Source organism: Streptomyces sp. MK7 (assembly GCF_032658145.1).
Lineage (GTDB): Bacteria > Actinomycetota > Actinomycetes > Streptomycetales > Streptomycetaceae > Streptomyces > Streptomyces spiralis.
Window position 1 is genome coordinate 122372 of sequence record NZ_JAVACL010000004.1, and the last position, 24602, is coordinate 146973.

Genomic DNA, 24602 nt, shown 5'->3' on the forward strand with positions numbered 1-24602 from the left:
GCCGGGCATGGAACGCCGCACCGTCGAGCCCCGCCCCGGCTGGCAGCGGACCGTCGAGGCACAGGGCCTGATCTACCCGCTCACCCGCTACCCCGACGACTCCCTGCGCCCCTACTGGGACGAGAGCGCGTACTACGTCTTCTCGCTGCCCGAGGTGGAGGCGCTGGAGGAGACCGTCGAGGAACTGCACCGCATGTGCCTGGCCGCCGCGGACCACCTCGTCACCACGGGGCGCTTCGCGGACCTCGGCATCACCGACCCCCGAGTCGCCCATGCCGTGGCCGAGTCCTGGCGGCGGCGCGCCGAACTCCCCTCCGTCTACGCCCGCTTCGACCTGCGCTACGACGGCACCGGCCCGGCCAAGCTCCTGGAGTACAACGCGGACACCCCCACCTCCCTGGTCGAGGCCGCCTCGCCCCAGTGGTTCTGGATGGAGGAACGGTTCCCCGGCGCCGACCAGTGGAACTCCCTGCACGAACGGCTCGTCGCCGCCTGGAAGAAGCAGGCCGGCCTGCTCCCGCCGGGCAGTCCGCTGCACTTCGCGCACTCCGCCGCCGACGAACTCGGCGAGGACCTGATGACGGTGGCCTATCTGAAGGAGACCGCCGAACAGGCCGGCCTCGACACGGACTGGATATCCATGGAGGAGATCGGCTGGGACCCGCTCTCCGGCCGGTTCGTCGACAACGGCCTCCGCTTCATCCGCAGCATCTTCAAGCTGTACCCGTGGGAGTGGCTCACCACCGACCGCTTCGCCGGCCACGTCCTGGACACCCTCGACAACGGCGGCGGCACCGGCTCCACCCTGTGGATCGAGCCCGCCTGGAAGATGCTGCTGAGCAACAAGGCACTGCTGGCGATCCTCTGGGAGCTCTATCCCGGCCACCCCAACCTGCTTCCCGCGTACCTGGACGGGCCCCGCGAGCTGGCGGACGGCGCCGGCTGGGTGGCCAAGCCGCTGCTCGGCCGCGAGGGCGAGGGAGTGACGGTCCACGAACCGGGGACCGAGCCCGTCGTGCGCGACGAACCCTGCTGCTACCAGGAGCTCGCCCCGCTGCCCGCCTTCGACGGCAACCACGTCGTCCTCGGCGCCTGGGTCGTCGAGGACGAGTCCGCGGGCCTCGGCATCCGGGAGTCGGCCGGGCTGGTCACCGACGAGTACGCTCGCTTCCTGCCGCACGTGATCCTCTGACGGCCCTGCTCGGCCCGGCCCGCATGGTGGACGTGGCAGAGCCCCCGGGCAGGCCAACCGGTAGGCTGACGTGCGGGCCGTGACTGGCGCGTCAGGTCCTGGCGAGGCCAGGACCCAAAGATGGGACCGACCATCGGGGAGCGGCCCGAGCAGCGAGTGTGCCGTGCGCCTGGGCCGTACCGTGAACGCCGAACGCCGAACGCCACGCCCGGAGGTCCCCGAGATGTCTGCGCCCCTCTCCCACGAGTCCACCGCCTTCCGCGCCGCCCTCGACGTGATCCGCGCCGTCGAGCCGCGCGTCGCCGACGCCATCGGCCAGGAGGTCGCGGACCAGCGCGCGATGCTCAAGCTGATCGCCTCGGAGAACTACGCCTCCCCGGCCACCCTCCTGGCGATGGGCAACTGGTTCAGCGACAAGTACGCCGAGGGCACCGTCGGCCGCCGCTTCTACGCCGGCTGCCGCAACGTCGACACCGTCGAGTCCCTGGCCGCCGAGCACGCGCGTGAACTCTTCGGCGCCCGCCACGCCTACGTCCAGCCGCACTCCGGCATCGACGCCAACCTGGTCGCCTTCTGGGCCGTCCTCGCCGACCGCGTCGAGGCCTCCTTCCTGGAGAAGGCCGGCGCCCGCCAGGTCAACGACCTGACCGAGTCCGACTGGGCCGAGCTGCGCCAGGCCTTCGGCAACCAGCGCATGCTCGGCATGTCCCTGGACGCCGGCGGCCACCTCACCCACGGCTTCCGCCCCAACATCTCCGGCAAGATGTTCGACCAGCGCTCCTACGGCACCGACCCGGCCACCGGCCTGATCGACTACGACGCGCTGCGTGCCCAGGCCCGCGAGTTCAAGCCGCTGATCATCGTCGCCGGCTACTCGGCGTACCCCCGTCTGGTGAACTTCCGGATCATGCGCGAGATCGCCGACGAGGTCGGCGCCACGCTCATGGTCGACATGGCGCACTTCGCGGGCCTGGTCGCCGGCAAGGTCCTCACCGGCGACTTCGACCCGGTCCCGCACGCTCAGATCGTCACGACCACCACGCACAAGTCCCTGCGCGGCCCGCGCGGCGGCATGGTGCTGTGCGACGACTCCCTCAAGGACCAGGTCGACCGCGGCTGCCCCATGGTCCTCGGCGGCCCCCTCCCGCACGTCATGGCCGCCAAGGCGGTCGCCCTCGCCGAGGCCCGGCAGCCCACCTTCCAGGACTACGCCCAGCGCATCGTCGACAACTCCCGCGCTCTCGCCGAGGGCCTGATGCGCCGCGGCGCCACCCTCGTCACCGGCGGCACCGACAACCACCTCAACCTGATCGACGTCGCCACCTCCTACGGCCTCACCGGCCGCCAGGCCGAGGCCGCCCTCCTCGAGTCCGGCATCGTCACCAACCGCAACGCGATCCCGGCCGACCCCAACGGCGCCTGGTACACCTCCGGCATCCGCATCGGCACGCCCGCGCTCACCACCCGCGGCCTCGGGACGGCGGAGATGGACGAGGTCGCCGGCCTGATCGACCGCGTCCTCACCAGCACCGAGCCCGGCACCACCAAGTCCGGCGCCCCCTCCAAGGCCGCCCACGTCCTCGACCCGAAGATCGCCGACGAGATCTCCCACCGCGCCACCGACCTGGTGGCCGCCTTCCCGCTGTACCCGGAGATCGACCTGGGCTGACCCGGCCAGGGGGTGTCCCGCCCGGGGAGCTCAGAGATCGATCAGCTCCTGACGCGGCTCCTCACGCGGCGGTCCGGCCTTGCGCCGGGCCGCCGCGCGGCATGTCAGAAGCGTCCCGGCGACCCCGGCGGCGAGCCCGCCGGCCGCCCACCACACACCGTCCCGCTCTCCGCCCTCGCGCGCGCCGGCCGGCGTCCCGTCGAGCCCGAGGAAGCCGGCGCCCGCCAGCTCGTCGTAGACCCGCCGTGGCGCCCGGTGCCAGCGGATGTCGTCGTCCGGCAGGTCAGGCGCCGGGTCGGTGCGCACCCACGGGCTGCCGTCCTCGCCGACGAACAGCTGGTCCTGGCGCAGCATCGCCACGTCACCGCCGGGCGCCCGGTTGGTCTGCGGCCAGCCGCCGACCCCGGTCAGTCCCCACATCACCGTGAACCGCACCGGCGGATACCGGCCCTGCGACCAGGCCTCCGGCACTCGTTCCGTGCCCGTGTACGACGGGTCCAGCAGCCACCGCAGCCGGTCGAATTCCGTCTCCCCGGAGTGCCAGGACTCGGTGCGCCCCTCGCCGGCCGTCACCACCACCGCCACGTCGGGTTCCTCGGGAGCCGCCCGGTCCGTCGCCCGCGCCCCTGAGCCACCCGCCAGCACCGCCGCCGCCGTGGCCACCGCCGCACAGACCAGCCGCCGCATCGCGCCCCCTCACCCGCCCGTGTCACGCCCCCGGGGTCACCCGCCCCTTGTTACACCCCCGGGGACGGATCGCATCCCATCTGTTTCCGGCCAGTTCCGGAACGGGGCCCCGGACCTGAGAGAATAATGAGCATGGCCACAGACCGACCTCGCGTGCTCTCCGGAATCCAGCCCACCGCAGGCTCGTTCCACCTCGGGAACTACCTCGGCGCCGTCCGCCAGTGGGTGGCCCTGCAAGAGACCCACGACGCGTTCTACATGGTCGTCGACCTGCATGCGATCACGGTCCCCCAGGACCCGGCCGAGCTGCGCGCCAACACCCGGCTCGCCGCCGCCCAGCTGCTGGCCGCCGGGCTCGACCCGGAGCGGTGCACGCTCTTCGTCCAGAGCCACGTCCCCGAGCACGCCCAGCTCGCCTGGGTCATGAACTGCCTCACCGGCTTCGGCGAGGCGTCCCGGATGACCCAGTTCAAGGACAAGTCCGCCCGGCACGGCGCCGAGCGCACCTCCGTCGGCCTGTTCACGTACCCGGTGCTCCAGGTCGCCGACATCCTGCTCTACCAGGCCAACGAGGTGCCCGTCGGCGAGGACCAGCGGCAGCACATCGAACTCACCCGCGACCTCGCCGAGCGCTTCAACGCACGCTACGGCGAGACCTTCACCATCCCCTCGGCGTACATCCTGAAGGAGACGGCGAAGATCTACGACCTCCAGGACCCGACGATCAAGATGAGCAAGTCGGCGTCCACGCCGAAGGGCCTGGTCAACCTGCTCGACGAGCCGAAGGCCACCGCGAAGAAGGTCAAGAGCGCGGTCACCGACACCGACACCGTCGTCCGCTTCGACCCGGAGACCAAGCCGGGTGTCAGCAACCTCCTGACGATCTACTCGACGCTCACCGGCACGGGTGTCGCCGAACTGGAGGAGAAGTACGCCGGCAAGGGCTACGGTGCGCTCAAGACGGACCTCGCCGAGGTCGTGGTCGAGTTCGTGACGCCGTTCAAGGAGCAGACCCAGCAGTACCTGGACGACCCGGAGACGCTGGACTCGATCCTGGCCAAGGGAGCGGAGAAGGCGCGCACGGTCGCCGCGGAGACCCTCTCCCGGGCGTACGAGAGGGTGGGCTTCCTGCCCGCCAAGCACTGAGGCGCACCACCGCACACACGCCCCCGGGGGCAGAGCGCTGCACATCACTGTGCCTGCGCCTGCCCTCGGGACGGTCGTGGACGTACAGTCGATAGCCGGACGGCTGAGAACGAAACAGACAACTCACCCGACACGACGACAGGAGACGACGTGGGGACCGTAACGATCGGCGTGTCGATCGCGGTCCCGGAGCCCCACGGCAGCCTGCTCCAGCAGCGGCGCGCGGGCTTCGGCGACGCCGCGGCTCACGGCATCCCCACGCATGTCACCCTGCTGCCGCCGACCGAGGTGGACACCGCCGAGCTGGCGGCCGTCGAGGCCCATCTGACGGAGGTGGCCGCGGCCGGCCGGCCCTTCATGATGCGGCTGTCCGGAACGGACACCTTCCGGCCGCTGTCACCGGTGGTGTACGTCCGGGTCGTCGACGGCGCCGAGGCGTGCACCCGGCTTCAGGAACGGGTCCGCGACGCCTCGGGACCGGTGGCACGTGAACTCCAGTTCCCCTACCACCCGCATGTCACGGTGGCGCACGGCATCGACGACGCGGCGATGGACCTCGCCCTCCGCGAACTCGCCGGCTACGAGGCCGAGTGGTGGTGCACCGGCTTCGCCCTGCACGAGCAGGGGCCGGACGGAGTCTGGCGCAAGCTGCGGGAGTTCGCCTTCGGCGGCTCCACGGTGGTGCCCCCGCAGGCGGCCCCGGTGGACACCGGCACGCTGCCCGCGCGGTAGCGGGCGGCAGGCCGCACGGCCTCACAACGGCAGTCGCCGGTACAGCGCCCGCGGCAGGTGCCGCAGCACCGCCGCCACCGGCCGGAGGACCCCCGGCACCCACACCGTCTCCGAGCGCCGCCGCAGCCCCAGCTCGACGGCGGTGGCGACCTCCTCCGGCGTGCTCGCGAACGGGGGCACCGGCCGCCCGGCCGTCGCCGCCGACCGCACGAAGCCGGGGCGTACGGCCATGACGTGCACGCCCGTGCCGTACAGCGCGTCGCCCAGACCCTGCGTGAAGGTGTCCAGCGCGGCCTTGCTGGAGCCGTAGATGAAGTCCGTGCGGCGGGCCCGCTCGCCGGAGACCGAGGAGAGCACGACCAGCGAGCCGTGCCCCTGGTTCTGCAGCTCCCGCGCGGCCACCAGGCCCGAGGACACCGCTCCGGTGTAGTTGGTCTGCGCGACCCGCACCGCGTTCAGCGGCTCGCGTTCGTCGTAGGCCTGGTCGCCGAGGACGCCGAAGGCCAGCAGCACCATGTCGATGCCGCCCTCGGCGAACACCTTGCCCAGCGCCTCCTCGTGGGACGCCGGATCGAGCGCGTCGAAGGCGACGGTGCGCACGTCCGCGCCCAGGGAGCGCAGCTGCCCGGCGGCCTCCTCCAGGGCGGGCGAGGGGCGGCCCGCCAGCCACACCGTGCGGGTGCGGCGCGCGATGAGCCGGCGCGCCACGGCCAGCGCGATCCCGGACGTTCCGCCGAGGACGAGCAGGGACTCGGGCAGCGTGGACAGCCGGAGCAGACGGGCGAGACCGGAGGCATCCTTCACGGCAGACGACTGTATCGTCCGGTTATGGACGTTCTGTCGTAGAAACGCGGTGTTGGCGGGAGCCCGGAGCGGGCACAAGTCGGATCATGGACTGGCTGAAGAACCTCCCCGTCGTCGGCCCCTGGGTGGCGCGGCTGATGCTCACGCACGCCTGGCGGTCGTACGAGCGTCTGGACCGCGTGAAGTGGACGCGGCTGGCCGCCGCCATGACGTTCGTCAGCTTCGTCGCGCTCTTCCCGCTGCTGACGCTGGCCGCCGCGCTCGGCGCCGCCACGCTCAGCGCCCAGCAGCAGCGCACGCTGGAGCACAAGATCACCGAGCAGTTCCCCGGCCTGGGCGAGCAGCTGCACATCAGCTCCCTGGCGCAGAACGCGGGCACCGTCGGGGTCATCGCGGGCGCCCTGCTGCTGTTCACCGGCATGGGCTGGGTCGGCCAGATGCGCGACTGTCTGCGCGCGGTCTGGGAGCTGCCCGACGCGGAGGAGAACCCGGTCCTGAACAAGGTGAAGGACGGGGGCATCCTCATCGGCCTCGGCGGCGCGGTGCTCGTCACCCTGGCCGTCTCCACGGTCGCCTCGGCCGCCGTCGGGTGGCTCACGCGCCAGATCGGCCTGAGCGAACACGGCTGGGGCAGCGTCGTGTTGCAGGTCGTCGCGTTCCTCGTCGCCGTCGCCGCCGACTTCCTGGTGCTGCTGTACGTCCTCACCCTGCTGCCCGGCGTCGAACCGCCGCGCCGCCGGCTACTGGTCGCCGCGCTCCTCGGAGCGGTCGGCTTCGAACTGCTGAAGCTGCTGCTGAGCGGCTACATCCAGGGCGTGGCGGCGAAGAGCATGTACGGCGCGTTCGGCGTCCCCGTCGCCCTGCTGCTGTGGATCAACTTCACCGCCAAGCTCGTGTTGTACTGCGCCGCCTGGACGGCGACACGCGTCGAGCCGGGTCCGGGCGGCGAGGGCGAGGGCGTGGGCGGCGACGGGGAGGGCGGGCCGGGGGACCGGCTCACGGGCGGGGGCGGCGGCGCACCAGGTCCGGCAGCGGCCAGCGGCGGTTGACCAGATAGGCGCCGGCCGCGAGCAGCACCACGACTCCGCCGGCGATGCCCAGGGCGATCCCCATGCCGCTGGAGCCGCTCCTGACCGAGGCGCTCGCCACCGGCTTTGCCGACGAGCCGCCGGCCTGACCGCCGCCCGCCTGACCGGCCGAGGCCGTCGGGCCCGGCCGGGCGCTCGCGGACACGGCGCTCTTCGGCGGCACCAGCTCGCCCACCGGCTGCACCTTGCCGACCGCCTGGAAGCCCCAGTCGAAGAGCTTGGCGGTCTCCCGGTAGACGTCGTTGTGCTCCTTCTTCTCCGGATTCATCACCGTCACCAGCAGGACGTGGCCGCCGCGTTCCGCGACGCCGGTGAAGGTGGCGCCCGCGTTGGTGGTGTTGCCGTTCTTCACCCCCGCTATCCCCTGGTAGACGGAGAGGTCGTAGTCACCGCTCAGCAGCCGGTTGGTGTTCTGGATCTCGAAGGAGGTCCGGGTCTTCTTGCCCTTCTTGTCCTTCTTCGTCTCGCCGGGGAACTCGGCCCGCACCGTCGAGCAGTACTCCCGGAAGTCCTTCTTCTGCAGCCCGGAGCGGGCGAACAGGGTCAGGTCGTACACCGAGGAGACCTGGCGGGGGGCGTCGTAGCCGTCCGGGGACACCACATAGGTGTCGAGCGCCTGGAGCTCCTGGGCGTGCGCGTTCATGTCCTTGACGGTCTGCTCGACGCCGCCGTTCATCGCGGACAGCACGTGCACCGCGTCGTTGCCCGAGCGCAGGAAGACGCCCAGCCACAGGTCGTGGACCGTGTAGGTCTCGTTCTCCTTGATCCCGACCAGGCTGGAACCGGCGCCCATGCCGGCGAGGTCCTTCGCGGCGACCTTGTGCTCCTGCGTCCCGGGGAGCTTGGGCAGCAGGGTGTCGGCGAACAGCATCTTCAGGGTGCTGGCCGGGGGCAGCCGCCAGTGCGCGTTGTGCGCGGCCAGCACCTGGCCGGACTCGGCGTCGGCGACGATCCAGGAACGGGCCGTGAGGTCCTTGGGCAGGACCGGTACGCCACTGGCCAGGTCGACCTGTGTGCCGGCCTGGCCGAGGCGGGCGCCGCCCACCGTGGACATGTCCGCCGGGGGAGTGGCCGACGGGCTCGTCTTCGGGGCCGGGGCCGCCAGGGCGGCGGGCGCGGTCAGGGACACGGACAACAGGGCGGCGGAAGCGACCAGAAGGGATCGCTTGGTGGTCTTCTTGGGTGCGGGCACGGTCGGAAACGTACCTGCCGTGACCGGCGGCGCCCCATACCCCCTCCCACCCCGGGGCGGGAGCGAGGCGTCCGGCAGCGATACTGGACGCATGAAGCTCAGCCGCCCCCTCTCCTGGTTCCTGCTCGCCTTCGGGGTGTGGAGCTGGATCATCTGGGTCACTTTCGTCAAGAATCTCGTCAAGGACAGCAGCGGGCTGGCGTTCGATCACGGGGATCCCACGGCGTACTTCTGGGTGCACCTGGCGCTGGCCGTCGTCTCCTTCGTATTGGGGACGGTCATCGGGGTCGTCGGGTTGCGCGGACTGCGCGCACTGCGCCGGACGTCATAGCGTTCCGGACACGGAAGGGACGGGCGGCATGGTGGTCGTCTTCGTCCTCGGGGCGCTGCTCGCCCTGACGGCCGTCGGGGCGGCCAACTGGTATGTGCGGCGCCGCCTGTTCCGCGACACGACCGCCGGCCCGGTGCCGGCCTCGGCGCGCGGGCACGCTGCTGATCGCCGGGGGCCGGGCGCCGGCGGTGGCCGCCCTCGTGGCCGAGCGTGCCGACCGTCGCGGGCCTGGAGCGGTACGGCGACACTCAGTTGCACGTGAGCCGGGGAGCCGGGGCGTGGGGACCGCCGACGCGTGTGGGCGCTCCGTCCGGCATCACCGTCATCCAGCCGGCCTCCCGGCAGGCGTGACAAGGGCGGCCGGAGAAGTGGATGAAAGGTGCATTTCCCTCAACTCAGGGGACTGGCTGAGAAGTTCCTGTGAAACAAACTGAAAACACTTCTTCATAACGTCTTTTCATCCTCTCCAGAACCCTCTTCCCCGAGGTGAAACACCTGTGATTAGGTGACCGCGCCACTCAGGGGTGTGGCATATGCACAGCGGCCCGCGGAGGGCCTGGGGAGGGCATCACCGATGCGATCGGTTCGCATGCGGATTCTGTTGGCGCTGCTGGTACTGGCCATTGTGGGCGTGGGCGGCTGGCAACTGCTTCCGTCGCAGGACTACAAGAACAAGACGATCATCGTCGGGACGACGGACGCCGTCACCTCGCTCGACCCGGCCGGCGCCTACGACGCCGGATCCTGGGCCCTGTACAGCAACGTGTTCCAGTCCCTGCTGACCTTCGATCCGGACGGCGCCACTCCCGTGCCGGACGCGGCCAAGAACTGCGGCTTCGAGGGCGGCGGACTGCGCACCTACCGCTGCGAGCTGCGCCCGGGCCTGAAGTTCCCGAGCGGCCGGGCGATGACCGCCGAGGACGTGAAGTACTCCTTCGACCGGGTCAAGAAGATCAAGTCCGACGTCGGTCCGGCGCCGCTGTTCTCCACGCTCGGCTCGGTGGACGCCGAAGGCATGGTCGTCACCTTCCATCTGTCCACGCCGGACGCCACGTTCCCCTTCAAGGTCGCCACCGGAGCCGGCTCCATCGTCGACCACACCCGCTACCCGATGGACGCGCTGCGCACCGGCAGCCAGGTCGACGGCACCGGGCCGTACCGCCTGACGGGCTACACCAAGGACAAGAGCGCCGAGCTGAAGCCGAACAGCTCCTACCAGGGCGCCGTCGACGGCACCGGGCACCCCATCGACCTGCGCTACTACCCGCAGGCCAGCGCGCTCGACAAGGCCTGGCAGGACAAGCAGATCGAGGTCGCCACGCGCACGCTGCCGCCCAAGGTGCTCGCCGCGCTCAACCCGAGCGACCCCGACCAGCGCGTGTCGGAGTCCGACAGCTCCGAGACCCGCAACCTCTACCTCAACACGCGTTCCTCCTCGCCGCTGCACGACGTCCGCGTCCGCCGCGCCATCGCCTGGCTGATCAACCGCGAGCAGCTGGCCGGCAGCGTGTACGACGGGACGGTGGACGCGCTGTACTCCCTCGTCCCGGCGGGCATCACCGGCCACACCACCTCGTTCTTCGACACCTATCCGGCCCAGGACGCCAAGAAGGCGCGGAAGCTGCTCACCGAGGCCGGCGTGTCGATCCCGGTGCGCTTCACCTACGGCTACGGCGAGGGGCGCGGCGCGGGTGCCGAGGAGGCCATGGAGATCAAGCGGCAGCTGGAGGCGAGCGGCCTGTTCAAGGTCGACGTCAAGGGCTACGAGTGGACCGACTTCCAGAAGCGCTGGGCGGGCGGCAAGCTCGACGCGTACGCGGTCGGCTGGGTCGCCGACTACCCGGACCCGGACACCTTCGCCGGCCCGCTCGTCGGCACCGGCTCCACCATGAACACCGGCTACAGCAGCAAGGCCGTCGACCGCCTCATCACGGACAGTCAGCAGTACGCCGACCGCAGCCGGGTCGCCGCGGACTTCCGCACCCTCCAGGCGGAAGTGGCACAGGACGTGCCGCTGATCCCGCTGTGGCAGCAGAAGGAGTACGTCGTCAGCACCGAGGACGTCGGCGGCGGCCAGTACCTCTCGGACGGCACGGGCGTGTTCCGGCTGTGGAAGCTGGGGCGGCTGTGAGACGGGGGCCGGTCAGCCGGTCTTCGGCTGACCGGCCTTGAGGATCCGGGTCACGTCGAGGGTGACTTTGCCTCCGACCGAGTCGGGGAGCGTGACGAGTTCGCCGGGGATGTGGATCCGGTGGGTCTCGTAGCGCTCGCCCTTCGGGTCGGTCAGGACATGGAGGCGGTGGTGCCGACGGTCGATGACGACGTACACGGGGATCCGGGCCTTGGCGTATGCGGCCACTTTGTCACGCAGGTCTGTCTTCCAGTTGCTGGAGGTCACCTCCATGACGAGACGGAAGCAGACGGGGTCGTAGCAGCTGTTCTCCACCAAGTGGTCGCGGTAGTCGTCATCGACTACGGACAGGTCGGGAATCGCGTAGTCCTCCGGACCGCTGGGCAACCAGAGACCGATGCCTGGGAGTGCCCGCACCAGGCCCAGCTGCAGGAATGGGGCTGCGAAGAGCATCAGGGCCTCGGAATGAGGTCCGTCGAGCGCTGGACTCACGAGAATCTGGTCTCCGATGATCTCGACGCGGAGGCCGGGAATGCTCTCCATGATGTGGTTCGCTTCGGCGATCTGCGACTGCTCCTCGTGCGGCCGCTCGACGGCTGCTGCGGACATCACGTGCCTCCCGTGGCTGGTGTCGAGAGCATCATCGTAGGCAGCACGCACTCCACGTGTGCCGTCGTGACCCGATCACCCGAAAGTGATCATGCCCCCTTCCGGCCCTTGATCACCGGATCCGGCAGCATCCTCGTCATCCCCGGCAGGAAGTCCGTGAACAGCTCGTGCACCTCCAGCACGAGCGGGCGCAGCACCCGGAAGCGGGCCAGCGTCACGCCGCGCGCGGTGAGGCGGGCGCCGCGCTCGGCCAGCCGGTAGCTGCGCGCGCGTCCCTCCGTGCGGTCGAACACCCAGTACAGGACGAGCCCCATCTGGGCGAGCCACATCAGCTCGGGAAGCACCTCGCGCAGTTCCGCCGGCACCTTGGTCCGCGCCCCGCGCAGCACCTCCTTGTGGACCCTGATGGCCTCCGCCCGCGCGTGCTCGGACTCGGGGGAGAAGGGACTGAGCGGGCTGTCCGGGTCGGCGGCGTTCTTGAAGAACTGCACCGCGAACTCGTGGTACGGCGTGGCGATGTCCAGCCACGCCTTCAGCACGCCGGCGAGCCGGGCCTCCAGGTCCGTCTCCCGGGCCAGGACCTCCCGGACCGCCTCCTGGTGCTCGGCGGCGATCCGGTCGTAGAAGCCCTGGATCAGGTGTTCCTTGCCCTCGAAGTAGTAGTACGCGTTGCCGACGGAGACCCCGGCCTCCTTGGCGATGGCCCGCATGGTCGTCTTGTCGTAGCCGCGCTCCTGGAACAGCCGCATGGCCGTCTGAAGGATGAGCGCGCGGGTCTGCTCGGACTTGCTGGTGGTCTTCTCGGGCACGAGGAGAGCCTAGGGGGTGTCTCGCCAGGCCCCGGCCGACGGTGTCTCAGGGGCGGCGGCCCAGCTCCCGGCGCTTGGTGTAGTCCGTGAAGCCGAGGACGTTGCCCCAGGGGTCGGCGATCTCGACCGTCCAGCCGGTCACCACGGCGGACGGCTCGTCGAGCAGCGCGATCCCGGCCGCCGTCAGCTCCCTGGCCGCCACCCGGGCGTCGGGGACCTCCAGCCACACCCGCGGCGACGCCCACGGCGGCGTGCGGTGCCCCAGCGCCTCCTCCTGGCGCAGCAGGATCCCGGGCGTCTCGCCGCCCACCTTCAGCAGCGCGATCCCCGCCTCGTCCAGCCGGAACGCCACCGCGAACCCGGCCCGCCCGTAGAACTCCACGGCCTCGCCGAGATCGCCCACGGCCAGCAGCACGTTGTCGAACCCGAGCAGCTCGTACGACTCGTCATCTGACATGCGATCAGATTAGGTACGGACCCGCCGGGCACCCCCGCCCACACCCGGCGGGCCGGTGGCGAGGTCACCCGCCCGGCCCCAGGTCCTGTCGTCACATTCCCGCCTGCCCGGCGGCGTCTGGCACGCCCTTCGGGCGGACGACGGGAAGGTGACGACAGGACCTGGACGCCGAGGGCCCCGCTCTTGGGGAGCGGGGCCCACAGGCAGGTACCGGAAGCGACCGGACGCTCGGCTCAGAACCGGCGCGTGATCAGCGCCCGCTTGACCTCCGCGATCGCCTTCGTCACCTCGATGCCACGGGGGCACGCGTCGGTGCAGTTGAAGGTGGTGCGGCAGCGCCAGACGCCGTCCTTGTCGTTCAGGATCTCCAGACGCTGCTCGCCCGCCTCGTCACGGCTGTCGAAGATGAAGCGGTGGGCGTTGACGATGGCCGCCGGGCCGAAGTACTGGCCGTCGTTCCAGAACACCGGGCAGGAGGAGGTGCAGGCCGCGCACAGGATGCACTTCGTGGTGTCGTCGAAGCGCGCCCGGTCCTCGGCCGACTGAAGACGCTCACGCGTCGGCTCGTTGGTGTCCTTGGTGACCAGGAAGGGCATCACGTCCCGGTACGCCTGGAAGAACGGATCCATGTCCACGACCAGGTCCTTCAGGACCGTCAGGCCCTTGATGGGCTCGACCGTGATCGGCTTCGCGGGGTCGATGTCCTTGATCAGCGTCTTGCAGGCCAGACGGTTCTTGCCGTTGATCCGCATGGCGTCCGAGCCGCAGATGCCGTGCGCGCAGGAGCGGCGGAACGTCAGCGTGCCGTCCAGATCCCACTTGATCTTGTGCAGGCCGTCGAGGACGCGCTCCTTGGGGTCGATCTCCAGCTGGAAGTCTTCCCAGGTCGCCTCCGCCGAGACCTCCGGGTTGAACCGGCGGATCCGGAAGGTGACGGTGATGTAGGGGGAGTCGGCGAATCCGGGCTCGGGCTTGCCGGCCGCTTCTTCCTTGTCCAGAACAGGTGTAGCCATCAGTACTTACGCTCCATCGGCTGGTAGCGGGTCTGGACGACCGGCTTGTAGTCGAGACGGATGGATTCGGTCCCGTCGGCGCCGACCTCGCGGTACGCCATGGTGTGGCGCATGAAGTTGACGTCGTCGCGGTTGGGGTAGTCCTCGCGGTAGTGACCGCCGCGGGACTCCTTGCGGGCCAGGGCGGAGACCGCCATGACCTCGGCCAGGTCCAGCAGGTTGCCCAGCTCGATGGCCTCCAGGAGGTCGGTGTTGAACCGCTTGCCCTTGTCCTGGATCGCCACGTTCCTGTAGCGCTCGCGCAGCTCGGCGATCTTCTCGACGGCCGTCTTGATCGTCTGCTCGGTGCGGAACACCATGACGTTGGCGTCCATGGTCTCCTGCAGCTCGCGGCGGATGGTCGCCACCCGCTCGCTGCCCGTGGAGGTGCGCAGCCGCTCGATCTGCTCGACGACGAGGGACTCCGGGTTCTCCGGAAGCTCCACGAAGTCCGCGGTCCTCGCGTAGTCGGCGGCGGCGATGCCGGCCCGACGGCCGAAGACGTTGATGTCCAGCAGCGAGTTGGTGCCCAGGCGGTTGGCGCCGTGCACGGACACGCACGCCACCTCGCCGGCCGCGTACAGGCCGGGGACGACGGTGGTGTTGTCCGCCAGGACCTCACCCTCGACGTTGGTCGGGATGCCGCCCATCGCGTAGTGCGCGGTCGGCTGGATCGGGATCGGGTCCGTGTAGGGCTCGATGCCGAGGTAGGTCCGCGCGAACTCGGTGATGTCGGGCAGCTTGGCGTCCAGCTGCTCCGGCGGCAGGTGGGTCAGGTCGAGGTACACGTGGTCGCCCTCGGGACCGCAGCCGCGGCCCTCGCGGATCTCCGTGTAGATCGAACGGGACACGACGTCGCGTGACGCCAGGTCCTTCATGACGGGCGCGTACTTCTCCATGAAGCGCTCGCCGTCCTTGTTGCGCAGGATGCCGCCCTCACCGCGGGCGCCCTCGGTGAGCAGGATGCCCATGCGCCAGATGCCGGTCGGGTGGAACTGGAAGAACTCCATGTCCTCCAGCGGCAGACCCCGGCGGTACACGGCAGCCTGGCCGTCACCGGTGAGGGTGTGCGCGTTCGACGTCACCTTGAAGAACTTGCCGCAGCCGCCGGAGGCGTAGATCACGGCCTTCGCCTGGAAGATGTGGATCTCGCCGGTCGCCAGCTCGTAGGCGACGACACCGGCGGACCGCTTGACGCCGTCCACCTCGGTGATCAGCTGGTCCAGGACGTAGAACTCGTTGAAGAACTCCACGCCCTCCTTGACGCAGTTCTGGTACAGCGTCTGGAGGATCATGTGGCCGGTGCGGTCGGCCGCGTAGCAGGAGCGGCGGACCGGGGCCTCACCGTGGTTGCGGGAGTGACCGCCGAAGCGGCGCTGGTCGATGGTGCCGTTCGGGGTGCGGTTGAACGGCAGGCCCATCTTCTCCAGGTCGAGGACGGAGTCGATGGCCTCCTTCGCCAGGATCTCGGCGGCGTCCTGGTCGACCAGGTAGTCACCGCCCTTGACCGTGTCGAAGGTGTGCCACTCCCAGTTGTCCTCCTCCACGTTGGCCAGCGCGGCGGCCATGCCGCCCTGCGCGGCACCCGTGTGGGAGCGGGTGGGGTAGAGCTTGGTCAGGACCGCGGTGCGGCTGCGCTTGGTCGCCTCGATGGCGGCACGCATACCGGCGCCGCCGGCGCCGACGATGACGGTGTCGTACTTGTGGATCTTCATCAGGATTTACCTCGGTCCCGGGGCCTAGCGGATGTTCGGGTCGAAGGTGAAGATCACCAGCGTGCCCAGCAGGATGGTCCACACCGTGGCGGTGTAGAGCAGCGCCTTCAGCCACAGCCGCGTGTTGGCGCGCTCCGCGTAGTCGTTGATGACCGTGCGCAGGCCGTTGCAGCCGTGCAGCATCGCCAGCCACAGCATCAGCAGGTCCCAGACCTGCCACCACGGGGAGGCCCAGCGGCCGGCGACGAAGGCGAAGCCGACCTTGGAGACGCCGCCGTCCAGGACGAGCTGGATCAGCAGGTGGCCGAGGACCAGCACGACCAGGACCACGCCGGACAGCCGCATGAACAGCCAGCCGTACATCTCGAAGTTGCCCCGGGTCGACTTCGGGGTCTTCTTGGTGCGCTTGCGCGGGGCCTCGATGACCGGCGCCGGGTTCTCGACGCTGTAGCCGGGGGCGCCCTCGACCGGGCCGATGCCGGCAGCGGTGGTTTCAGTGGTGGACATGCGCCTCAGCTCCCGAAGACGACTCGAGCGGCGTGGCCGAGGACGGGGTAGATCGCCCCGAGCATCAGCAGGACCCAGAGACCGACGACGCTCCAGAGCATCTGCTTCTGGTAGCGGGCGCCCTTGGCCCAGAAGTCGACGGCGATGACACGCAGGCCGTTGAGCGCGTGGAAGAGGATGGCGGCGACGAGGCCGTACTCCAGCACGGCGACGACCGGCGTCTTGTAGGTGGCCACGACCTTGTCGTAGTCCTCGGGAGACACGCGGACGAGCGCGGTGTCCAGCACGTGAACGAACAGGAAGAAGAAAATGAGGACGCCGGTGACTCGGTGAGCCACCCAGGACCACATTCCTTCCCGGCCGCGGTACAGCGTTCCAGCCGGCACGGAAGAACCCTCCGGGAGCGGGGACTAGGGCCGCGCCGGCTTGTCGTGTCGGTCGGGCCCGGCCGGGTACGGTCCACCGGCCCCCAGCATGGTAGCGACGTGTGCCTGCGGCGCTGACAGGGGGCCTGCCTGTGTGATCAAACTTGCACTCAAAGGTGCACGGACGGGTTAGCGGGGGCGGCTGCCGGGGAGGGCGGTGCCGCTGTCTGCCGAGTGCGGGTGCGTTGGGGCCGGTCGCGCCCCGCGGCGGCCCGCCGACAGGTACCGCCCCGCGCCCCTCAGGTATCTCACCAGCCGTTCTCTCGCGAGGCGCCGGAGTTCCTCTGCCGCCACGATCCGTTCGTCATCCGGATCGTTCGTCAATCGTGATCGGATGGCCGCCAGTACACGGTCGAGTGATTCGCCGGCGGGTACGCCGTCCAGGCAGATGACGAACGCGTGTCCGAATTTGGCCTCGTAGGCCGCGTACGCCGCGCCCAGGGCCATGGAGGCCGCCGTGTACGTGGCCGCCGGCAGTGCGGGCAGCGGCTCTTTCTCCAGGGCCTCCGCAAGGTCCCGCGGGCCCAGGTCGTACGCCGCCTCGTCCGCCGCGGCCAGGAGGGCCGGGAGGTCGGGGTAGGGGCGGTGGGTGGTGATGCGGTGCGCCCAGCGCGGGCTGCGCAGGCAGGTCAGGAGGGCGTGGTGGGTCTCTTCGGGCGGGGCGGTGTTGAAGTGCTCCAGGTTCTGCGCGGGCAGCGTGGGTCCTCGGCGTGGGATGCGGCGGCGCCTGTGGGCGCGCCGTGTGTGTCGGCAGGGGATCTTGTGGGAGATGTGCCGTTACGTTATCGGGCGTGCTCATGATGTGTCCGGTCGATGCCCGGATTTCACTCGGACGGCAGAGTTTGAGAACGCTTCGTGGACGCTCCGCTTGTGGGCGGGCCGTAGGTTGGCTGTGTGAGTCAGCACAGGCGGCGCCGGGCTCCGGCGCGAAAGCCGCAGCACAGGTACGCGCTGGCCGGAGGGGCGTTCGCCGTGACGGTCGGGCTCGGTGTCGGACTCGGCCTGTGGGCCTCCGGCGGTGACGGGACCCCCGCGGGTTCGGCGCGCACCGCGTCACGGGCGCCGTCCCCGCCCTCGGCCCCGGACTCCGGGGGCACCAGCCCCAGCCCGAGCCGCAGCTATCCGCTGTCCCAGGCGCCGCGCACCATCCCCGCCGTGCGGTCCCACACCGCGGCCCGTGGCCCCGGCTGGCGTCCGGCCCACGGCGAGCGGGTCGTGGTGAGCGACGCGTCACTGGCCGACGAGGGGAAGCTGATCGCGGGCGAGCTGGGCCTGACCTACGCCGGTGAGAAGAACGACGTGCGTTCCGGGGACGTACGACTGGCGCTGAGCGGCGGCGAGGGCGGCAACCCGGAGTCGTACACCATGACGGTGCGCGGTGGCCGGGTCACCATCAGCGCTCCGGCCGACGCGGGCGTCTTCTACGGCACCCGCACCCTGAAGCAGGAGGTGCACGGCGGCGGCACGGCACCGGAGGGCGTCGTGAACGACGCGCCGGCCAAGCCGCGGCGCGGCTTCATGCTGGACATCGCCCGCAAGCCGTACACGGTCGGCTGGATCGAGGACCGCGTACGCGAGCTGGGCGACCTGAAGTACAACGAACTCGGCCTGCACTTCTCCGACGACCAGGGCTTCCGGATCCAGTCCGACACCCACCCGGAGATCGTCTCCGCGAACCACCTCACGAAGGCGCAGGTCAAACAGATCGTCGACCTGGCCACGAGCCGGCACATCACCGTGGTGCCGGAGATCGACTCGCCCGGTCACCTGGGCGCGGTGATCGCCGCCCACCCCGATCTCCAGCTGCGCAACGCGAGCGGCGTGCCGACCCGCGGCGCGATCGACATCTCCAAGGACGAGTCCGCGCAGATCGTCGACGACCTCCTGGACGAGTTCGCGGGCGTCTTCCCCGGGGGCTACTGGCACCTCGGCGGTGACGAGTACCAGGCGCTGACCGTGCGGGACCCCGCCGCCTCCTACCCGCAGCTGGCCGCCGCCGCGCGCAAGGCCTACGGCCCCGGCGGCACCGTCGCCGACCTGGCCACCGGCTGGCTGAACGACCGCGCCGCCACCGTCCGCAACCACGACCGCACCCCGCGCGCCTGGAACGACGGCTTCTTCCGGCACACCTCGGTGCAGCCCGCCAAGGACATCGAGGTCGCCTACTGGACCGGCAAGGAGATCGGTGCCCGGCCGCCGGCCGAGTACCTCGCCGCCGGCCGCAAGGTGATCAACTACAACGACGAGTTCCTCTACTACGTCCTCGGCCAGCCGCAGACCTTCGTCTACCCGACCGGACAGCGGATCTACGAGCAGTGGACCCCGCGGGTGCTGCGCGGCACCCAGGCGGTCCCCGCCCGCTACGACGCCCAGATCCTCGGCGGCACCTTCGCCGTCTGGGGCGACCGCCCGAACGCCCAGACACAGGACCAGGTGGCCGCCGGCATCCGCATGCCGCTGCGGGCGACCGTCCAGAAGCTGTGGGACCCGGGGAAGCCGGAGCTGTCCTGGACGGACTTCAAGGCGCTGGCGGGCCGGCTCGGCTGACTGCCGCGGCCGCGGTCGCCGTTGGCCGAAATCTTTTCTTCCGCAGCTCCCTCGACTGAGCGTGACGCCCGTGTGACACTACCGGGCGGTCGCACGCAGTAAGGGGAAGAGCGGGTTCCGTGGCCGGAAAGAGCCTGGGGCGACGCTCTGGCGAGGGAGGGGCTGGATGAGCCTGGTGGAACTGATCGCGCAGGCCGACGAGCGCGGACTGGCCGCCAGCGGGCTGGCTTGTCTGGACCGGTGCGTACCGCTGCTCGGCGGGGACGACGAGGTGCTGCGGCCGCTGTGGGGCACCCTCACGGAGGGCCGCGACGGCGACTGGGCCGGCCGGCTGGAACAGGCGCGCGGCGCGCTCGACGCGTCCGGCCCGGAGGGGCCGGACGAGGACGAGGCCGCGCTGCTGGCCCGCCGCATGCTCGCCGCCGCGCCGGCCGGCCGGACCGCCGGAGAGGTACGGCAGTGGGCCGATGCCTGCTCGGTCGCCTCCCTCCAGATCCACCGGCTGCTGGACCCGGCCGAGGACCCCGCCTCCGTCGACTCCCGCCGCGAGGGCCGCACGGACGGCATGTCCCCGCTGGTCGCCGCCGAACTCCGGCGCCAGATCACCGTCCTCGAACTCCTCTCCGGGCACGGTCCCGCAGGGCTGCGCCGGGCCCTGGAGGTCTCCACCGAAGGGCGTCGTGTCCTGCGGGCGGTGGTCTCCCGCCGCGCCCGCGGCCGGGTGTGAACCGCTGACAGGTTCCGACAGGCCCTGACGGCTCCTGACGGGTCCCTCGCCCTGTGAGCGTCGTGCGGGTGCGGTGCGGGGGCTCTGCGGGGGTCGTGCGCCGGTTGCGGGAAACGAGCGGATCCGGGTGACGGAATCCGTGCCGCCCTCGCTCTTCCGTATGTGACAGCGCAGCATGTGACGACTCAGCAGCAGACCAGGCCGCACGCCGCCACCAGACCGGTGCGGTGGGCGGCGGACACCGTGGCGGCGATGCGCGAGGGCGCCCGGCTGCGCCTGGACTACTCGGCGCGGAGCCTGTGGCGGGTCGACCGGGTGATCGAGGAGCTCCGCCGCGAGGGCACGCCGTACCCCGCGGTGGAGAGCGTGCTGCGCGGTTTCGGGGCGTACGCCGGTGAGGTGATCGTCCGCGAGGCCGGGGCCGAGTGGTGGGCCTCCGGCGGCGAGCACTGGATCCGCACCGTGGACGGGCGGCTGTGGGACCCGATCGACGAGTCCCGCCGCTGCTTCTCGGGCAACGGGTCCCTGCGGCTGCTCTGCCTGGACGCCATGGCGGGGCGCGGCGGCCCGCGCGACTGACGGACCGGCCCGGCCCGGTCGACCAACCGGCCGGGGCCCGGCTGACGAACCGGCCGGGGCTCCGCGTGGTGCGGGGCCCCGGCCGGTCTGCGGTGACGGTTCCGTCAGCCGTCCGCGTGGCGGGCCGTCACGGCGTCAGCGTCTGACCGAGGTGGGCGCCCGCCGGGGTGCCCAGGGCGTTGCGGTCGTAGTAGACGGCCCCGCTGGTGCTGACGCCCGAGCTGCCGGTGTCCAGCTGGAGCAGGATGCCGTCGTAGTTGTTCTCCCCCTCGGCGCCCAGGGTGAGGTCCGCCCGGCCCCAGCCGGACAGGTCCTGGAGGACCACCGCGGAACCGAGCTTGTCGTTCGGCTCGGTCCAGCCGGCGATGCCGGAGGTGTCCTGGCTGAACGACTGCGCGCCGGAGCCGGTCAGCCCCGAGGAGGTGCCCTTGAGCAGCTCGGCCATGCCGGCGTTGGTCTCGTTGACGCCGCTTCGGGTGATGTCCTCGCCCGGCACGCCCGCCAGGACGTCGGCGTAGCCGTCGTCGTTGTAGTCGCCGACCGACACCGAGGCGCCCATCGCGTCGCCGGCCTCGGCGGCGCCCGGGACGCCGCTGGTGTCCTGGTGGACGGTGCGCATGCCGGTCGTGGTGAAGCCGGTCGAGGTGCCGGGCACCACGGTGACCTGGCCGCCGGTGTAGGCGCCGGACTCGGAGGCGTAGGGCTGGCCGATGACGATGTCGTCGTAGCCGTTGCCGTTCACGTCGCCCGCGGCGATGGACCGTCCGCCCTTCACCGACAGGACGCTGACCTTCACCAGCCCGGACTTGGTGCCCTTGAACCAGGTGACGCGGCCGGTGCCGGACTGGTCGAGGTAGTTCAGGGCGACGTCAGCGTACCCGTCGCGGTTGAAGTCGCCGGTGGCGGCGTCGAGGTACGCGACGGAGCCCGTGGCACTCGTGAGCTTGCCGTACTGGGTGGCGCCGCCGGTCAGACGGGCGTCCCAGGAACCGCCGTTGCCGGTGCCCGCGGCGAACACGTCGGCCTTGCCGTCGGCGTTGAAGTCGCCGACGGCGACGGTCGAACCGAGCCTGGCGCCGGTGGCGGTGACCCCGCTGTTGAAGTAGGAGTAACCGGAGTTCAGGCCGGGGCCGTACAGCACGGTGATCATGCCGCGGTCGGCGTGGCCGATCGTGTCGTCCTCGCCGGGCGAGCCGACCACCAGGTCGGCGCTGCCGTCGCCGTTCACGTCACCCCACGCGGTCGCGGCCCCGAAGCTGTCACCGGACTCGGAGGCGCCGGGGACGCCCGGGCTGTTCTGGGTGAGGTGGATCCGCGCGCTGCCCACCGGGCCGTCGGTGCCGCCCGGTACGACGACCAGTGCGCCGGCGCCGCTCGACTCCCTCGGCACACCCGCCACCAGGTCGTTGACGCCGTCACGGTTGAAGTCCGCCGTGGGGATCGCGGAGTTCGCGCCCGGGCTCGCGGCGTAGCGGCGGATCTCGCCGAGCTTGCCGTACAGGTTGGTGCCGGGGCACTCGGTGGCGAACGCGTCGCGGTGGCCGGAGATGGTGTTGAGAGTGGCCTGCTGGCCCTTCTTCCACACCCCGGTGTCCTCCATGGCGGTCAGCGTGACCGTGCCGGTCGGGTTGCCGCCGTACTGGCCCAGCTTCCAGGCCGCGAGCCGCGCCACCGACTCCAGGGTGGCCCGGGTCGGCCGGCCCGCCGGGATGCCCTTGGCCGCGTCGCCCTGGAAGTTGCCGAGGACGGCGATGCCGGCGGAGTAGCTGTTGAAGCCGTAGGTGTGCGCGCCCATCACGGGCAGGTCGACACCTCCGGCGCGGCCCTCGAAGATCTGGCCGCACTTGTCGACGACGAAGTTGTAGCCGAGGTCGTTCCAGCCGTTGACCTGGATGTGGTACGCCATGATGCCGCGCACGATTGACGCGGACTGGGCGCAGCTGTAGCTGTTGGAGTCGGCCGTGTGGTGCACGAACACGGCCTGGATCTTGTCGATGTAGGAGGGCGGCTCCTGCACCTGCGACTCGTCCGCGCCCCACTGCGCCCGGCTGATGATGGGCGGCTCGGTGACGGTGGAGGGCGGGGCGGTGGGCTTGGTCGCGCTGGGCGACGCGGACGCGGAAGCGGAGTCGCCGGCGATCGGTGAGGTCTGGTCGGTCGGTGACACGGAGTCCGTCGGAGAGACGGTGTCCGTCGGGGACGCGGTGTCCGTGGCCGCCGGCGTCGTGGCGGTGTCGGTCGCGACCGGTGTGTCGCTCGCGGCCGGCGTGGCGGCCGGGTCGGTGGACGTGGCGGGGTCCGTGGCGCCGACGGCCGCGTCCGCGGCGAACGCGGCGGGCTGGACCCTGTCGCCGATGGACCGGGTCTCGGCGTCGGTCACGATGCCGGGATCGACGAGGTCGACCTTGAGTCCCTTGGGCAGTCCGGTGCTCGTGGTGCCGTCCTCGGCCACGACCTGGACCTCGACGCCGTCGGACGGACCGACCCACATCGGCTCGGAGGCGCCGCGCATACGGGAGGTGGGGCGCACCGCCGGATCGACGTCCAGCTCCAGGTTCCGCCAGTCGCTCCAGCGCCCGCTCTCACTGTCGCGCGTGCGTACCTGCGCGGTGCCGTCGAGCTTCTTCGCGGCGCCGGTCCACGAGACGCCGACCAGCGAGAACTCCTCGGTGCCGGTGCGCGGCAGCTCGCGCTTGGCGTTGCCGGTGCCCTTCAGATCGATGCCGTAGACCTTCACCGGGCGCTTGGCCCGGACCGCGGTCCCGCCACCGTCGGACGGGCCGGCCATGGCGTAGCCGACCACGCCTCCGCCCCCCAGGACCACCGCACCGAGCGTCAGCCACGCCCTGCGCTTGAGGCTCAGTGGTCTGTACGCGTGCGACGTACGACGACTCAAGACGTATCCACCCCAAAGAAGAAAAACGAACCCGAAGAAGAAAAACGAAGCGGGAGCCGGTCGGTAGACCGCTCCGAGAAGTCACGTGAGGCACGTCCGTCACAGGACTCCCCTGTGCAACACAGCGCCGCGCGCCCGCGAAACATCACCCTCCCGCTTCCTGTGACACTTCTGTGCGCACCGACGCTGATGACCATGGGCCGTGCGCACGGCCGGTCGTGTGGCGCGACGCGGGTTCGGCAGAGCCCGTGCCGCACTGGGTGCGAACGAGGTCAGTGTTGGGCCAGGGAGGGGAACCCCGCCGCGCGAGGGCGCACGACGGGGAGCTGGGCGCGGCCGTGGCGCGCGCCCAGGAGGGTGACGAGAGCGCCTTCGCAGTGGCGTACCGGATCGTGCAGCCCGCACTGCTCGGCTATCTCCGCGGGATCGTCGGCGACGAGGCCGAGGACGTGGCGTCCGAGGCGTGGCTGGAGATCGCCCGGGACCTGGGCCGGTTCAAGGGGGACGGGGCCGGCTTCCGGGGATGGACGGCGACGATCGCCCGGCACCGCGCCCTGGACCATCTGCGACGCCGGCGCGTACGGCCCCGGTCCACGGCGCTGGAGCAGGACGTGCTGGACCTGCCCGGTCCCCAGAACACGTACGAGCAGGCGTTGGAGTCCCTCTCCACCGAGCGCGCCCTCGAACTGGTCCGTTCTCTGCCGCGCGACCAGGCGGAGGCGGTGCTGCTGCGGGTCGTCGCCGGCCTCGACGGTCCCTCGGCGGCCCGTGTCCTCGGCAAGCGCCCCGGCGCGGTGCGCACGTCCGCACACCGGGGACTGAGACGGCTGGCCACCCTGATGGGTGCGCCGGCAGCGACGAAGGGCGATCCCCCGGCACCGGGAGAGCCGGAATGAACGGCGCGCCGCACAACCGTCGACACGCCGACGGTGGATCCCCGTGGCGAGGGTGGTGACGTGCGGGCCGGTAGATGCGTTGGGGACAGTCGAACGGGCCGTGGCAGGCCGGGCTGGCGCTGTGTCCCTGCCGTGTTCCGTGCCGCCGAGGCAACGGCCGGGGCCGCCACCCCCCACAGGAGAGGCCCCGGCCGTCGCGCGGCACGGGCCGCGCGGCGGCCCGTACTCCCTACAGCGCCGTGAGTGCGTTTTCTGTCACACCGCACACCCGATCAGTTAGTTGCGCGTTGTACCGTCATGGACGAGAGGCGGTTTCAGGCCGTAACGTGCCTTTCGCGCCGGGCGCGGAAGATGCATGATCACCGCACACAACGTCGGCCGCGATGCCGCAACGATCCTGCTCGATCTACT

The 24602-nt window shown here is 71.0% G+C and carries 23 protein-coding genes, 1 pseudogene and 1 riboswitch; of the genes and pseudogenes, 12 read left to right on the forward strand and 12 right to left on the reverse strand.

Annotated elements, in window-relative coordinates; genetic code table 11:
• Positions 1-7: 7 nt before the first annotated feature.
• Together R2S09_RS07295 and R2S09_RS07300 are read left to right on the forward strand one after the other, a co-directional pair.
• Complete coding sequence (locus R2S09_RS07295) at positions 8-1192, forward strand: glutathionylspermidine synthase family protein (RefSeq protein WP_306186379.1); 1185 nt, start codon at positions 8-10, stop codon at positions 1190-1192.
• Between the two features lie 69 nt (positions 1193-1261).
• A riboswitch (ZMP/ZTP riboswitch) is annotated at positions 1262-1374 on the forward strand.
• Between the two features lie 41 nt (positions 1375-1415).
• Positions 1416-2861, forward strand: coding sequence for a glycine hydroxymethyltransferase (locus R2S09_RS07300; RefSeq protein WP_316740195.1), 1446 nt, complete (start codon positions 1416-1418; stop codon positions 2859-2861).
• A gap of 30 nt (positions 2862-2891) precedes the next feature.
• Here R2S09_RS07300 and R2S09_RS07305 read toward each other — a convergent pair whose 3' ends face one another.
• Entirely contained in the window at positions 2892-3548 is a 657-nt protein-coding gene (locus R2S09_RS07305) for a hypothetical protein (RefSeq protein ID WP_306186376.1), read from the reverse strand.
• Between the two features lie 132 nt (positions 3549-3680).
• Between R2S09_RS07305 and trpS the strand changes: the two genes are divergently transcribed.
• Positions 3681-4694, forward strand: coding sequence for a tryptophan--tRNA ligase (gene trpS / locus R2S09_RS07310; RefSeq protein ID WP_306186374.1), 1014 nt, complete (start codon positions 3681-3683; stop codon positions 4692-4694).
• Between the two features lie 150 nt (positions 4695-4844).
• Positions 4845-5426 (forward strand): 2'-5' RNA ligase family protein, encoded by a 582-nt coding sequence (locus R2S09_RS07315; RefSeq protein ID WP_306186373.1) that lies wholly within the window; start codon positions 4845-4847, stop codon positions 5424-5426.
• Positions 5427-5447: 21 nt separating this feature from the next.
• Here R2S09_RS07315 and R2S09_RS07320 read toward each other — a convergent pair whose 3' ends face one another.
• Positions 5448-6230 carry an SDR family NAD(P)-dependent oxidoreductase gene (locus tag R2S09_RS07320; protein WP_372337668.1) on the reverse strand — a complete coding sequence of 261 codons (783 nt, stop codon included), beginning with the start codon at positions 6228-6230 and terminating at the stop codon, positions 5448-5450.
• 86 nt (positions 6231-6316) lie between these two features.
• Between R2S09_RS07320 and R2S09_RS07325 the strand changes: the two genes are divergently transcribed.
• The gene (locus R2S09_RS07325; RefSeq protein WP_306186371.1) at positions 6317-7279 is read left to right on the forward strand and encodes a YihY/virulence factor BrkB family protein; all 963 of its coding nucleotides are present in this window, start codon (positions 6317-6319) and stop codon (positions 7277-7279) included.
• Here the strand turns inward: R2S09_RS07325 and R2S09_RS07330 are convergent.
• A complete protein-coding gene (locus tag R2S09_RS07330) occupies positions 7227-8510 on the reverse strand; it encodes a D-alanyl-D-alanine carboxypeptidase (RefSeq protein ID WP_316740196.1) in 1284 nt (427 codons plus the stop codon). The genes R2S09_RS07325 and R2S09_RS07330 overlap by 53 nt on opposite strands.
• A 91-nt stretch (positions 8511-8601) precedes the next feature.
• On the opposite strand from R2S09_RS07330, the gene R2S09_RS07335 reads away from it, so the two are divergent.
• The 3 genes and pseudogenes from R2S09_RS07335 to R2S09_RS07345 all read left to right on the forward strand — a co-directional run bounded on the left by R2S09_RS07335 (position 8602) and on the right by R2S09_RS07345 (position 10972).
• Positions 8602-8841: an SCO4848 family membrane protein gene (locus tag R2S09_RS07335; protein ID WP_306186368.1), complete on the forward strand. Its 240-nt coding sequence runs from the start codon at positions 8602-8604 to the stop codon at positions 8839-8841.
• A gap of 213 nt (positions 8842-9054) precedes the next feature.
• Positions 9055-9192 (forward strand): annotated as a pseudogene (locus tag R2S09_RS07340) (metallophosphoesterase); the annotation flags it as partial.
• Between the two features lie 238 nt (positions 9193-9430).
• Complete coding sequence (locus tag R2S09_RS07345; RefSeq protein WP_316740197.1) at positions 9431-10972, forward strand: ABC transporter substrate-binding protein; 1542 nt, start codon at positions 9431-9433, stop codon at positions 10970-10972.
• Positions 10973-10984: 12 nt separating this feature from the next.
• Here R2S09_RS07345 and R2S09_RS07350 read toward each other — a convergent pair whose 3' ends face one another.
• From R2S09_RS07350 to R2S09_RS07385, 8 genes are all read right to left on the reverse strand, one after another.
• A complete protein-coding gene (locus R2S09_RS07350; RefSeq protein WP_316740198.1) occupies positions 10985-11581 on the reverse strand; it encodes a Uma2 family endonuclease in 597 nt (198 codons plus the stop codon).
• Positions 11582-11670: 89 nt separating this feature from the next.
• Positions 11671-12390 carry a TetR family transcriptional regulator gene (locus tag R2S09_RS07355; protein WP_316740199.1) on the reverse strand — a complete coding sequence of 240 codons (720 nt, stop codon included), beginning with the start codon at positions 12388-12390 and terminating at the stop codon, positions 11671-11673.
• 46 nt (positions 12391-12436) lie between these two features.
• On the reverse strand, positions 12437-12847 hold the full coding sequence (locus R2S09_RS07360; protein WP_316740200.1) for a VOC family protein: 411 nt from the start codon (positions 12845-12847) through the stop codon (positions 12437-12439).
• A gap of 233 nt (positions 12848-13080) precedes the next feature.
• Positions 13081-13860, reverse strand: a complete 780-nt coding sequence (locus R2S09_RS07365) for a succinate dehydrogenase iron-sulfur subunit (protein WP_316740201.1) — start codon at positions 13858-13860, stop codon at positions 13081-13083.
• Positions 13860-15614, reverse strand: coding sequence for a succinate dehydrogenase flavoprotein subunit (sdhA, locus tag R2S09_RS07370; RefSeq protein ID WP_306186358.1), 1755 nt, complete (start codon positions 15612-15614; stop codon positions 13860-13862). Before sdhA ends, R2S09_RS07365 begins: the two co-directional genes overlap by 1 nt.
• A 24-nt stretch (positions 15615-15638) precedes the next feature.
• Positions 15639-16121, reverse strand: a complete 483-nt coding sequence (locus R2S09_RS07375) for a succinate dehydrogenase hydrophobic membrane anchor subunit (RefSeq protein WP_306186356.1) — start codon at positions 16119-16121, stop codon at positions 15639-15641.
• 5 nt (positions 16122-16126) lie between these two features.
• Positions 16127-16507 (reverse strand): succinate dehydrogenase, cytochrome b556 subunit, encoded by a 381-nt coding sequence (gene sdhC, locus R2S09_RS07380; protein WP_306186355.1) that lies wholly within the window; start codon positions 16505-16507, stop codon positions 16127-16129.
• A 168-nt stretch (positions 16508-16675) separates the two neighbouring features.
• Entirely contained in the window at positions 16676-17263 is a 588-nt protein-coding gene (locus R2S09_RS07385) for a 2-oxo-4-hydroxy-4-carboxy-5-ureidoimidazoline decarboxylase (protein ID WP_306186514.1), read from the reverse strand.
• Positions 17264-17440: 177 nt separating this feature from the next.
• On the opposite strand from R2S09_RS07385, the gene R2S09_RS07390 reads away from it, so the two are divergent.
• From R2S09_RS07390 to R2S09_RS07400, 3 genes are all read left to right on the forward strand, one after another.
• Positions 17441-19093, forward strand: coding sequence for a family 20 glycosylhydrolase (locus R2S09_RS07390; RefSeq protein WP_399143927.1), 1653 nt, complete (start codon positions 17441-17443; stop codon positions 19091-19093).
• 166 nt (positions 19094-19259) lie between these two features.
• Positions 19260-19820, forward strand: coding sequence for a hypothetical protein (locus tag R2S09_RS07395; RefSeq protein ID WP_306186354.1), 561 nt, complete (start codon positions 19260-19262; stop codon positions 19818-19820).
• A gap of 177 nt (positions 19821-19997) precedes the next feature.
• Positions 19998-20399 carry a hypothetical protein gene (locus tag R2S09_RS07400; RefSeq protein WP_306186352.1) on the forward strand — a complete coding sequence of 134 codons (402 nt, stop codon included), beginning with the start codon at positions 19998-20000 and terminating at the stop codon, positions 20397-20399.
• 127 nt (positions 20400-20526) lie between these two features.
• Here R2S09_RS07400 and R2S09_RS07405 read toward each other — a convergent pair whose 3' ends face one another.
• A complete protein-coding gene (locus R2S09_RS07405; RefSeq protein WP_316740202.1) occupies positions 20527-23295 on the reverse strand; it encodes an FG-GAP-like repeat-containing protein in 2769 nt (922 codons plus the stop codon).
• A 278-nt stretch (positions 23296-23573) separates the two neighbouring features.
• Here R2S09_RS07405 and R2S09_RS07410 point away from each other — a divergent pair, with 278 nt between their 5' ends.
• Positions 23574-24191: an RNA polymerase sigma factor gene (locus R2S09_RS07410; RefSeq protein WP_306186347.1), complete on the forward strand. Its 618-nt coding sequence runs from the start codon at positions 23574-23576 to the stop codon at positions 24189-24191.
• Positions 24192-24602 lie beyond the last annotated feature (411 nt).